Source organism: Protofrankia sp. Cj3, assembly GCF_917627355.1.
Classification (GTDB): domain Bacteria; phylum Actinomycetota; class Actinomycetes; order Frankiales; family Frankiaceae; genus Protofrankia.
On record NZ_CAKJTR010000082.1, the window covers coordinates 1 to 10,994 of the forward strand.

13 protein-coding genes are annotated in these 10,994 nt (G+C 66.9%); 6 read left to right on the forward strand and 7 right to left on the reverse strand.

The genetic code is table 11. From position 1 onward, the window contains the following. Positions 1-184, forward strand: a 184-nt coding sequence (locus MJ783_RS12965; protein ID WP_239310680.1) for a hypothetical protein, incomplete at its 5' end; no start/stop codon positions are given. Between the two features lie 183 nt (positions 185-367). On the opposite strand, the gene MJ783_RS12970 is transcribed toward MJ783_RS12965, so the two are convergent. Further along, entirely contained in the window at positions 368-871 is a 504-nt protein-coding gene (locus MJ783_RS12970; protein ID WP_239310681.1) for a hypothetical protein, read from the reverse strand. A 346-nt stretch (positions 872-1,217) separates the two neighbouring features. Here MJ783_RS12970 and MJ783_RS12975 point away from each other — a divergent pair, with 346 nt between their 5' ends. Then, a complete protein-coding gene (locus MJ783_RS12975) occupies positions 1,218-1,652 on the forward strand; it encodes an NUDIX domain-containing protein (RefSeq protein WP_239310682.1) in 435 nt (144 codons plus the stop codon). A gap of 2 nt (positions 1,653-1,654) precedes the next feature. After that, positions 1,655-2,593 carry a carbohydrate kinase family protein gene (locus MJ783_RS12980; protein ID WP_239310683.1) on the forward strand — a complete coding sequence of 313 codons (939 nt, stop codon included), beginning with the start codon at positions 1,655-1,657 and terminating at the stop codon, positions 2,591-2,593. Here the strand turns inward: MJ783_RS12980 and MJ783_RS12985 are convergent. From MJ783_RS12985 to MJ783_RS12995, 3 genes are read right to left on the reverse strand one after another with little or no spacing between them, the layout of a single operon-like run. Beyond that, positions 2,590-3,231 carry a hypothetical protein gene (locus MJ783_RS12985; RefSeq protein WP_239310684.1) on the reverse strand — a complete coding sequence of 214 codons (642 nt, stop codon included), beginning with the start codon at positions 3,229-3,231 and terminating at the stop codon, positions 2,590-2,592. The two genes, MJ783_RS12980 and MJ783_RS12985, sit on opposite strands and share 4 nt — an antisense overlap. 14 nt (positions 3,232-3,245) lie before the next feature. Further along, the gene (locus tag MJ783_RS12990) at positions 3,246-4,388 is read right to left on the reverse strand and encodes a radical SAM protein (RefSeq protein WP_239310685.1); all 1,143 of its coding nucleotides are present in this window, start codon (positions 4,386-4,388) and stop codon (positions 3,246-3,248) included. Beyond that, entirely contained in the window at positions 4,385-5,068 is a 684-nt protein-coding gene (locus tag MJ783_RS12995; protein WP_239310686.1) for a hypothetical protein, read from the reverse strand. The genes MJ783_RS12990 and MJ783_RS12995 overlap by 4 nt, the downstream gene beginning before the upstream one ends. A gap of 227 nt (positions 5,069-5,295) precedes the next feature. Between MJ783_RS12995 and MJ783_RS13000 the strand changes: the two genes are divergently transcribed. Continuing rightward, positions 5,296-6,843 (forward strand): helix-turn-helix transcriptional regulator, encoded by a 1,548-nt coding sequence (locus MJ783_RS13000; protein WP_239310687.1) that lies wholly within the window; start codon positions 5,296-5,298, stop codon positions 6,841-6,843. 11 nt (positions 6,844-6,854) lie between these two features. On the opposite strand, the gene MJ783_RS13005 is transcribed toward MJ783_RS13000, so the two are convergent. The 3 genes from MJ783_RS13005 to MJ783_RS13015 all read right to left on the reverse strand — a co-directional run bounded on the left by MJ783_RS13005 (position 6,855) and on the right by MJ783_RS13015 (position 8,723). Beyond that, entirely contained in the window at positions 6,855-7,676 is an 822-nt protein-coding gene (locus MJ783_RS13005; protein WP_239310688.1) for an alpha/beta hydrolase, read from the reverse strand. Between the two features lie 85 nt (positions 7,677-7,761). Further along, positions 7,762-8,379: an ATP-binding protein gene (locus MJ783_RS13010; RefSeq protein ID WP_239310689.1), complete on the reverse strand. Its 618-nt coding sequence runs from the start codon at positions 8,377-8,379 to the stop codon at positions 7,762-7,764. Beyond that, complete coding sequence (locus MJ783_RS13015; RefSeq protein WP_239310690.1) at positions 8,376-8,723, reverse strand: recombinase family protein; 348 nt, start codon at positions 8,721-8,723, stop codon at positions 8,376-8,378. Before MJ783_RS13015 ends, MJ783_RS13010 begins: the two co-directional genes overlap by 4 nt. 244 nt (positions 8,724-8,967) lie before the next feature. On the opposite strand from MJ783_RS13015, the gene MJ783_RS13020 reads away from it, so the two are divergent. Then, positions 8,968-9,777, forward strand: coding sequence for a hypothetical protein (locus tag MJ783_RS13020; RefSeq protein WP_239310691.1), 810 nt, complete (start codon positions 8,968-8,970; stop codon positions 9,775-9,777). Between the two features lie 2 nt (positions 9,778-9,779). Beyond that, positions 9,780-10,994: ImmA/IrrE family metallo-endopeptidase (locus MJ783_RS13025; protein ID WP_239310692.1), on the forward strand; the 1,215-nt coding region annotated here is incomplete at its 3' end.

Genomic DNA, 10,994 nt, shown 5'->3' on the forward strand with positions numbered 1-10,994 from the left:
ACCCGGCGTGGCCCGCAGGCATGCCCACGACTCGTCACCTACAGCAAGATCTCTAAACCAGGTGAATGTTTACGACAAGATGACCTTCAGTTGCGGAAGCATGGAGCGTGAGCTAACCCGCGAGGAGCTGTTTGAGTCACTCTGGGACCGGATTGTCGTGGAGCTTGAGCGAAAGCCATTCTGAGCGGGCGTGTTGCACTCCATTGGCGGTCGCTTTAGTTGTGTGTTTATCGTGTCGAGTCTTGTTTATGATGTGAATGGATTTGCTAGGTAGTATGTGAGCCAGTTTATAGACGTGGCTCAGGTCTGCGCGAACCATCAGTGATATTGCGCGCTGCGACGGCAGGAATCTTGTCGTCGGTCGCTTTTACGGAGTACTCCCAGCCGCCGGCAAAGGGCTAGCCGACTGCCGCAGAGGCGTGTCCTGCGAATCAGAGAAGATCTCAAACCCGTCCTCTACCACCGCAACATGCCTCCGCAAATCCTCCGGGTGGATATCGCTCAGGTACTGGGCCGGAATGCCCGCTGCCTGTATGCCCGGCAGTTCAACACCCTCCCCGTTAATCTCGTAGATTTCCACTCCCAGGAGCGGCTCTGCGCTGTTGTAGGGTGTACTGCCAAGTACAGCCGAACCGGTGACGCCGTTGCGGTCTACGAACGTGACCTGGATGATCCAGTTAGGGTAGTCCCCATACCGGCCGTCGTTCGGCATAGAACCCACTACGATCCAACCTGCATCCCGGGCCACTTGCTCGGCTCTCGCTTGATTGGGCGACTTCCCAGTGTCCGCGCCGCAGCCAACCAGAATGGAAATGACGATAAGCGCCAACACGATCAGGAGTGTTCTGCTAAGAGCTTTCCAGGGGATCACGTCGATTCCTCAACTTCCGTATTGAGCTTCATTTTTGGCGGCCGCCAAAATGCTAGCTCTATTTATGCATGTCGTGATCTTGGTGGCAAGCATGAGCGTTCTGCATTATTCGATAGCGTTGCCACCGGCAGGTCGGCGTGTTGAGTAGCGGGCAGGCGTGGTCAACCTGACCGTCTGCTTGACACGTGACTGGCAGTGATATCCGTACCGGCACACCTGAAATCTGGTCTGTCGGCGGTTGCGGTTGCGGTTGCGGTTCGGAATCAGGCCGTATCGCGCTACAATGAATGCATACCGGTCTCGCGAGAAACCACTCTCGCCCCTCGGACCCATGGAGATAATCGTCATGACCTCACCCCGCCACCAGCTCACCACCGACGTTCACCTCGTCTTGCTGAAAGGCAATGACGTTCTCTTCGGCTGCCGCCAGAACACTGGCTACGAGGACGGTGCTTATCACCTGCCCTCCGGCCACCTCGAAGCCGGGGAGTCGGTAGTCGCTGCCCTGATTCGCGAGGCCAAGGAAGAAATCGGCGTCACGATTCAACCCGAAGCCGTCGAGTTCGCACACGTCATGCACAACTCGTCCAGCGGTGGCCGCGCCGCCTTCTTCTTCACGGTGCGCGGCTGGGAGGGCGAGCCGGAGAATCACGAACCCGACAAGTGCAGCGAACTCCGCTGGTTCCCGCTCGACGAGCTGCCCGCCCACATGATCGCCTACTGCCGTACGGCCCTGGAGCACATCGCCGCCGGCCAGCCCTTCTCGGTCTACGGCTGGTAGCGGTGTCCGGGTACCACTCTGGCCCGGTGGTCTGCTTCAGCTACCTGGCCGCCGCGTCCCTGTGGAACGTCGAGCGTTTTCCGCCTGCCAACCATGGGGCCGAGGTCCAGCGGGCCGAGGCCTCGATTGCGGCTGACGGCCCGATGGTCGCGGCTGTCCTGGCCGCCCTCGACGTCCCGGCCCTCGTGATCAGCAACAACTTCGGTGACGACGCCCAAGGCGACCAGGTACAGGCGTGGCTCCACCGGCGTCGGGTGGCGGCAACGGCCGAGGTGGTACCCGGCATGGCCACGCCGCAGATTGTGATCGTGGCTGACGAGCAGGGCACTCGCACCTGGTTCCCGTACCTGCCCGGGGTGGCCGAGGCCCTGGCCACCGCGGATCTATCGTCGCTGGCCAGAGCCTCGTTCGCCTACATCGACTGTTACCAGCTCATCGAGACCGCAGCCGTCCGCGCGGTGCATGCCGCGCGGACGGCTGGTGTGCCGATGCTGCTCAACCTGGGCGGCTCGGCGCTCTCGTCGGCGGTGACCGCCGCAATCCGCGGTTGTCCGGACATCCTGATCCAAACCAACGTTGATGACGTCGAGCACGAGGCCGCCCCGGCGATGGCGGCGTCCCTGCTGCACGCGACGGGCGCCCGGCGGGTGGTGGTCACGGCCGGGGCATCCGGTGCCGTGGCGGTCGAAGATGAGCGGCGGCTGCGGGTTCCGGCATTCAAGGTGCAGGTGCGGCACACCCACTGCGCCGGTGCCGCGTTCTCTGCCGGCCTGCTGTACGGGCTGGTTCGGGGCTGGCCAATGCGGAACGCCTTGGAGGTGGCCGCTGCCAGCGGCGCCCTGCGCTGCGAGCGGGCTCACGATGAAGCGTTGCCGACGCTTGCCGAGTTGACGGCCGTTGTCGAGTCGCGCGGACATCATCCGGCCGTGGTCGCCAGTTAGAAGAGGTCCCAGTCCCGGAGCATTCCGGTCAGCTCGTCGAGCCGCCCGCGTGTCATTCGCTTGCGGGCGGCTTCGGCGGCCGACTCCTGGACGGCCCCGAACTGCCACCAGCGCTCGCCGGTTGTGCGGTCCATGACCAGGAAGCGATCCTTCACTGCCGGGCCGCGGATGACCAGCGACACCGTGTACGGCTCGGCCACCACGGCATGCACCATCGAGTGGTGCAGGGCGTAGGCGTAGCCAGCCTGCTCCTGCCGGACCTGCAGCGCGGCCAGGCTGCCCGGCTCGGGCTCGGTGTCTACGTCGACGTCGCCGAACAGGTAATGCCGGTACTCGCCGCGCAGGATCAGGCTGGCATACGACCAGCGGTGGTTGTGCGGCCGGTCGAAGTAGCCGGGCAGGAAGACATGCAGCCGCACCCGGATGCCGGCGGCGTCCTGATACAGCACGATCTTGTCCAGGATGTCGTAGTGCTCGGCGAGTGCCAGCAGTTCCGGCCGTGCCGGCAGGCTGAGCAGGGCGCCCCGTACGACGTCCGGGTCGTCGGCGAGCTGCGTGAGTGCCTTCCGGGTGGCGTGCTCCACGGCGTCGATGTCGTTCCAGTCCAGCGCGTGCAGCGGCTCGATGATGTGATCCATCTGGATCTTCCTTCCTAGTCTTCGGGCTTGGCGCTGGACTTCCACAGCCGGCAAACCGGCACGATGTCGGGCTCGATAGCACACGACGAGCCGCCCATAACGATCTGTTCTGCCGGGCAGCCGCCCTGGCAGGACGCGACCTTGCAGCCGCCGCAGGCGCTCGTGACCAGCGGACGGGTGAACAGGTCGAACTCGTTGTCACTGCGGTTGAGCACCACCTGGCCGTCCTGCATCCGGGCGAAGTACAGATCGGTGTCGAACAGGTAGGAGCAGACGTAGCATCTGCCGTCGGGAAAGATCGAGATTCTGTCCAGCGTCCACCCGATGCAGCCCTGGTAGCCCTCGGCGGCGTAACGGGCCATCTGGTCGCGGCGGGCGTAGGTCGGCTGGTACCAGACCCGCGTCTGGTAGCCGGGCGCGGTCTCGTTGAGCACGTCGCAAAACGTCACCCACTCCCGAGGGCTCATCGCCATGTCGGCGTTGCCGTGCCCGACGCCGATGGTCGAGAAGACGTGGAACTTCACCAGGGACACGCCGAGCTCATCGGCGAGGTCCAGCAGCTTGAGCGCGTCACCCCGGTTGGCCTGGTTGACGGTGCAGATGATCCGGGTGTCGAAACCGCGGCTGGTCAGTTCGGCCGTCGTCTCCAGCGCGGTGTCGAACGTGCCGGCGCCGCGCACCCGGTCGTGGGAGCCAGCGCTGCCGCCGTCGAGGCTGACTTGGACGTAGGCGAAATCCTCCGGCTCCAGCTGCCGGAACTTGCGCGCCGCCGGCTTCTGGGCGTTGGTCGTCGTGATGACGTCCTCGTAGCCCAGGGCTCGGCCGAGCCGGATGACCTCGACGTAGTTGGGGTGCAGCGTCGGCTCGCCGCCGAGGACGGTCAGCTTGCTACCGCCCATCCGCCGCCAGGTGGCCAGCGTCGCGGCGATTTCGGGCAGACCCATCTTGAGTGCCCGGTCCAGCCGCTCGCCCATGTAGCAGTGCTCGCACCGGAGCTGGCAGGCCTCCGTTATATAGAGGTAGACGTTCCGGAACCGGCCGTACGCAACCCGGTCAATGCGGTCCGGCTGTGGGGCGCCGGCCCGCCGGGGCATCCGAGCATGGCCGTAGTCGTCATCAGTCCGCAGACGCGGCGGGGCAAGAGGCACAGTGGTCATAGCTGGCGAATCCTCGAGGTCAGGAGTGCGGTGACGGCCTGGGCGGTCTGCTCGGGGGACGTGCCGCTGTTGAGCCGGGTCACGGCGACGCCGGCCTCTGCGAACGCTTGGCGGATGCCGTCGGCGGTCTGCCGGTAGCGCTGCAACCGGGCACGCAGCAGCCGCGGTGCGTCGCCCCGGCGGGGGTGCAGGATGCCGCCGCAGCGGGCGCACCGCTGGGCGTCCTCGGCGCTCGGCTCGGCGGGTAGTCGGGGGTCGTGGATGGGGTCGCGTTCGCAGCGGTGGCACACCCGCCGCTGGAAGGCCCGGCGGTAAAGGGTGGTCACCTCGCTGGCAAGCTCGACGGCATGCACGGTGCAGCCGGGCGCGTGCTGCTCCAATGCGGCGAGGAACAGCCGGACCTGTGTGCCGGTGCCGGGGAAGTTGTCGAAGAACACGGTGCTCGTCTGGTCGCCCTTCACCGTGGTGTCGAGGTAGCCGCGCAGCGCGGTCACGACGTTGAAGTCGTCGATCCAGCCGAGTCGTTCGGCGCTGGTGGCCGTGGCCGCCAGGATGGTCTCCGGCACGTGCTCCCGGAGTCGGAAGACGGCGCACCCTGGCGCCCGACCGAGCCGCGCGGTCAGGGTCGTCTTGCCGGCAGCCGGCGGACCGACCACGGGTACGGCAACCGTGAGGGTCATTACGGGCAACCCCCTTTGAAGCGGAGTGCAGGACGGTGCGCCGCCGGTGAGGGGAGTCCGGCAGCGCGTGCGACCGACGATGGGAAGCATCCTCAGCGTCGGACCCAAGATCCGGCGCTGCCACGTCTGTCGGGTGTGGTCGGCATACGCGAAACGCATAGACCCTGCTACCGGCGGTGTTAGCGTCGTCCTGATCGTCCGCGTACAACCCCGGGAGATGTCCAGCCGTGACGAGCGCGCCTCAGCTCCGCCACTGCACCCGCTGCGGCCATCGCCTGGCCGTGGACAACCCCCGGCCGCTGTGTAGTCCGTGCCAGAGCGCCGCCGTCGACGCGCAAGCCCGTCCGCCGGCGGTGCCGCCGGAGTTCTGGGCGCTCGACCAGATGCGCGACGCCCTGGCCACCTGGCACATGGGCCGGGTGATCTTTGCCTACCGGAACCACCCGTACCACAGCCACACGCTGTCGCAGGAGCTGGTCGGCACCTGGCTCGGGCTCACCCAGGCCCAGCTCAGCCGCATCGAGAACGGCCGGGCGCCAGAGGAACTGACCAAGCTGATCCGCTACAGCCAGATCCTCGGCATTCCGGGCGAGCTGCTGTGGTTCGACCTGCCCGGCGCGCCGCGTACCCGGACGCCCATCGAAACCGAGCCGCCGATTCTCATGCCGGTTGTGCTCGGCGGCCGGGAGGTCATGATTCCGGTCGATGCTGAGGCAGCGAAGGCCGCTGGCCTCGACGGCATGATCGGCACATTGGCTGTTCGGGCCGGGGCCACGCCGGGTCTGGCGGTAGGCCCCGCTGCATCGGCCGAACGGCAGACCGCGCGTGTCCTACCGTTCGCCGGCCTGGACGAGATGCGGCACCTAGCCGCCGCGCTGGAAGATGCTCACCGTTACCTGGACCACTCGGTGGTTGGCTTCTTCGCCCGCCAGTTTGGACGCTGCAAGGCCGACGACGGCCACACGGGGCCGTTGCGCGTCCTGCCGATGGTGCTCGGCATCCTCGGCGCCGTCCAGCAACACGCCCGCGACGTCCAACCGGACGTCCGGCGCGCGCTGCTCGCCATCGGTGCCGATGGTGCCGAGTTCGCCGGCTGGCTGTACCGAGACCTGCACGACCCCGACTCGGCCACTTACTGGTACGACCGGGGGACGGAATGGGCACAGGAGGCTTGCGACCTGCCGATGCAGGGCTACATCCTGCTCCGGAAGTCGCAGATGGCCTACACGGAGCGGGATGCCGTGCGGGTGCTGACCCTCGCGCAAGCTGCTCATCACGGTCCGTGGCGGCTCCCGCCCCGCGTCCGCGCTGAGGTCATCCAACAGGAGGCCCGCGGGCTGGCGATGACCGGCGAGCCAATCGCCGTCGTCGAGCGGAAGCTCAGCGACGCCCAGACGCTGTTGGCCGCCGCCGATGACGGGGATGCCTCGCCGCTCGGCGCGCAGTACGACGAACGTACCTGGCTGCTGCGGTCGGCCAGTTGCTACATCGAGGCCGGCAAACCCCGCGAGGCCGCCGCGCTGTACGGCGATGTGTTAGCCAGCGGCGTGCTGGCCCGGCGGGATGAGGGCTACTACCGGGCACGCCGGGCGGTGGCCTGCGCTCTGGGTGGTGAACCGGATGAGGCCGCCCAGGAAGGACTGGACGCCCTCCGTTTGGCGGCGAGCACCAACTCGCAGCGCACCACCAGAGAAGTGGCCCGGGTTGTGGCGATCCTCGCCCCGTGGCAGGCCCGCAGCGGTCCGCGAGAGTTGCGGGCAGCGATGGGCGCATAACTACCGGAAGATCAGTCTTTGGTTAGCCACTCCGCCACCGTCCGAATCACGAACGCCTGCCATTGCTGGCTCTGCGGATCGGCGTACGTCGGGTCGTCATGCACGGCGAATCCATGCTGCGCGCCCTCGATTTCCACCAATTTGTACTCTGCTTGGAAGCGGGGTACGGCCGCGCGGGTGGCTTCTATGGATACGAACGTGTCCTTCGTGCCGTGGACGATGAGGGTTGGCGCGGTGGTTTCGCCAAGCACCTCCACCGGCCTAATCCAGAACACTTCGCTTAGCATTGCCCGCCCGTGCCGGACGGTGGGCGAGTGGCGGATGAAGCCCTCGGCTGTTAGCCGCGCCGCGGCCTCGTCGTCCAGGACATTATTGTGCCAGTAGGGCTTCTGGTCGACGTAGCGGTTCTTGTAGTCGAGCTGCGGATTCAGTAGCACCAGCCGCGACAGCTCTTCCGGGCGCTTCGCCGCGTAGTAGGCCGCGAGGCCGCCGCCGAAGCTCGTGCCCAGCAGATGCAGGACGGACGCACCGGTTTCCTCCCGCACCCTGGCCAGAGCCACCCCGATGTCGTTTAGGTGGCCCGTCAGCGTCGTCTCCTCCATGGGGCCTTCGCTCTCCCCATGCCCGCGGAGGTCGAACCGCAGCGACGCGGCGCCCGCCTCCGCCAGCCCGGCGGCCAGCCGGGTGAAGAAGCCGCCCTCCTCGCGGGTGACGCCGCCGCCGTGGACGAGGACCACGGCTCGGCTGACAGCCGCATCCGGCGTGGTCAGCGTGGCGGCCAGGTGCAAGCCGTCCAGTGTGCGGAGTGAGGTCGCGGTCTCGTGCGCGGGCATGGCGCTCCTCTGGACACGGCAGCCACTGATACCCGGCCATCCTCTGGCGAACGGCGCGCGAAGGCCAGAGCCGCCAGCGAGATGCCTATCGCCCAACGCCCTCGCCGGGCGGCAGGTCCCAGTCCAGTGCCCGCAGCGCATCGGCGACGCACTGTAGAGTTGCAAGGTCATCGAAGACTTCGATCGGTTCGGCGGCTCTGGCCGGTCTCTGGCGCGAGGGCAACGGCTCGGCGTTCCCGGCCGCAACGTCGGTCTTTGCCGGTAGTGGGAGGCTGCACCAGGTCACCTTGCCGCCGGTCGGAGGCCGGTAGTAGGCCCATCGGGTGCTGAGCGCCGACACCAGCAGTAGGCCGCGACCGCCTTCGGCGTCGAGAGCCGGGTCTTGCCGGACAGGCGCAGCCGAGCTGGAATCCCAGACCTCGATGATCAGGTCAACGTCGGTGCGTGTGAGGCGGGCGGCGATGATGTCCGCAGACTCCTGCCGAGCGAACGACGCCCGACAGGCATTCGTCACGAGTTCGGACACCAGCAAGCCCGCCGTATCGATCAAGTCCGCCAGGTTCCACGCCTGCAAGGTTGCCGCGACGTGCCGGCGCGCCAGGCCGGGCGCGTTGTAGTCCGTCTGGAATCGGCGAACCTCATGCCGCTGCATGACGAGGGACTGGCGGTCTGCGGGTGCCGCCGTCACCGTCGACCCGCTCACGTGCTCGGTGTTGGGGATTGGGTGTTCGGTGCTCCCACCACGAGCACGCAGCTGCCCGCGTTACTGATCTCCACCTCGATGGTGTGGCGGACTGGGGTCGAGGTCGAAAGGTGGTCGAGGTCGGCGACCAGCACGGCGCGTCCCTCGGTGCGCCGGAGCTGTGCCAGCAGTTCCGTGAGGCCGGGCCGCACGATCCGTGTTGGCGACCTACTGCGGTCGACGAACACGTCGGCCATGGTCATGCTCTCCGCCGCCGCGTGGGCGGACAGTAGACCATGGAGATGGTCTTCCTCGCTCCCGTCGTCGCCCTCCATACGGATGTAGCCATACACGGTCGTGGGCATCCGTCCCCTCCATTCCGCTGGGTGGCTGACGTCCCGGGCCGAGGAGTCGGCTCGACCCGGCCCGGGACGTCTGCGGTAAGGGTGGAAGGCCAGATGGGCGGGCGCCATGTGTGTGGCGTATGGGCTCTACACGCAGCGCGATGCCATGTGTTGGACTTGGCGCAGGGTGTAGTCCAGCGCGCCCACTGCACCCTGGCGGTTGAGCCTGCGACAGCATTTGCTGGCCATGGTGTAAGTTGCTCGCGTGAGTGAGCAGCAGGATGTCATCGAGGAGCTTGAGGCGGCCGGGGTCCTCAACGGGGTGCGCTGGGCGTACCGGTCAGCGGTTACGCGATCCCTGGAGGACTACTCCGAGGGTGCCGGCCATGACGCGGCCTGGCTGGGAAACACCCGGTTCACCCTCTTCCGGAACCGGCTGGACCGCGTGTTCACCTGCGAGCATTACTCGATCACTGGCTCTGGCGAGGACGATGCTGATGTCGCTCTCGACCGGCTGTTCGAGGAACTCCCCAAGGAGGACATCCGGACCATGCCCCGGCTTGGCTCGGGGTTGGTGCGCCGGGCGGACCTCAACGGCAGTCCCGGTTGGACACATGCCGGCCGGCGGTTTCTGCTCGCCTCATGCAAGCACGGTGAGATCGACCGGCTGCCGTGGCCACGGCGTAGCCCGACGAAGCGGTCGGTTGCTCGTCAACGCAACCCGGAGCCCGCGCCCACGCTGTTCGACGGCCTCGATGACGAGGAGGCCGGCGGCCTTGAGGTCTTGGGCGCGAACAAGGAGCTCGATCTTCCGACGTTCGTAGTCGCGCACAGTCTTGACCCCGTAACTGGAGCCCCGGAGCTGGTCTACGGTCGTCCCCGCCTCAACGCTGGTGGCGGGAACGCCTGGCACTGGTACGAGAATCTCCTCAGCGTTCCGCCGATTAAGGGCGGCTACCACATCGACGACGACAGCCCGCTTCCGGCCGGGCCGAGTACCGTGGCGGACGCCGAGGTGCGCCTGCGCCGTCCGGCCGAAGAGCTTCGTCGTGATCGCGCCAGTGGTGAACAGTGAGCATGCGTCCGCCAGCAGCCGATCGGGTGGCCGAGGCGACCGCCTTCTTCGACGGTGGTCGTCTTACGCTGGCCCGTCAGCTCGCAGGCCTCCGCAAAAGCGATCTTGCCGCCGCGGTCGGGAAGAGTCCGACGGCGGTGGCAGCCTGGGAGTCCGGAGCCAAGCGGCCCGCCGCCGCCACAGTCGCGCAGTTGGCGCTGAGTCTCTCGGTCGAGCCCGGCTTCTTCTCGGTCCGGCCGGACGACGTCGCCGCGCTCAGTACGACGCCGCACTTCCGGTCGCTGCGTTCCACCACTCAGCTCGCCCGCGACCAGGCATTCGCCTTCGGACAGGTTGCCGTGGACATCGCGACCAGCTTGGAAAAGCATGTCGAGTTCCCGGAACCCTCGGTGCCGACCCTCCCAGTTGTAGTCGATGACCGTGACGACGACGGCCCAGAACGCGCCGCGCAGCTTATCCGGGAGCAATGGGGGATGGCCGCCGGGCCTGCCGGACACCTGGTCCGACTGCTAGAAAACCACGGCGTGCTCGTAGTCTTCAGTCCGCTCCGCACCTCGTCCGTGGACGCGTACTCGTTCGACAGCCGCCTGCGTCCCGTCGTGGTCCTGAACCCGATTAAGCGCGATTATTACCGGCAGCGGTTCGATGTGGCGCACGAGCTGGGGCATCTGGTCATGCACAGCGACGCCGAACCGGGCGGCCGGATCGTAGAGGACCAGGCCCACCGCTTCGCCGCCGAATTACTGATGCCTGCCGAGCAGCTTCGTGATCTACTCCCGGCTGTCATGGACGGGAAGGTCTGGCGGACCCTCGCTCGCCTCAAGGAGCAGTGGGGCGTCAGCATTCAGGCCCTGCTGTACCGGGCCCGCTGGCTCGGGCGGCTCAGTGACGTGTCCTACCGCAACGCCATGACGACAATCTCGGCTCGCGGCTGGCGGCGCGACGAGCCCGGTCTGATGAGCGCCATCGAACAGCCATCACTACTGCCCAAGGCCATCGAGCTGCTGGCGCAGGAAGGTATCGACGAGACGCAGTTGATCGAGCAATGTCGCGTACCGGTCGACCTGTTCCGCACCGTCACAGCTCGTACGCCCGACAGCACGCGCTCTGAAACCGTTCATTTGCACGGCGAAAGTGGTCAACGGGGCGACGGCCGGGTGGTGTCGCTCTTGGAGCGCCACCAAACAGGACGGCCGGAGAGATCTGATGAATCAGAA

Bases quoted from the DNA above. Each gene is read 5' to 3' on its own strand.
- MJ783_RS13005 (WP_239310688.1), bottom strand. From the start codon at position 7,676: ATGCCCGCGCACGAGACCGCGACCTCACTCCGCACACTGGACGGCTTG.
- MJ783_RS13015 (WP_239310690.1), bottom strand. From the start codon at position 8,723: ATGCCCACGACCGTGTATGGCTACATCCGTATGGAGGGCGACGACGGG.
- MJ783_RS12995 (WP_239310686.1), bottom strand. From the start codon at position 5,068: ATGACCCTCACGGTTGCCGTACCCGTGGTCGGTCCGCCGGCTGCCGGC.
- MJ783_RS12975 (WP_239310682.1), top strand. From the start codon at position 1,218: ATGACCTCACCCCGCCACCAGCTCACCACCGACGTTCACCTCGTCTTG.
- MJ783_RS12990 (WP_239310685.1), bottom strand. From the start codon at position 4,388: ATGACCACTGTGCCTCTTGCCCCGCCGCGTCTGCGGACTGATGACGAC.
- MJ783_RS12985 (WP_239310684.1), bottom strand. From the start codon at position 3,231: ATGGATCACATCATCGAGCCGCTGCACGCGCTGGACTGGAACGACATC.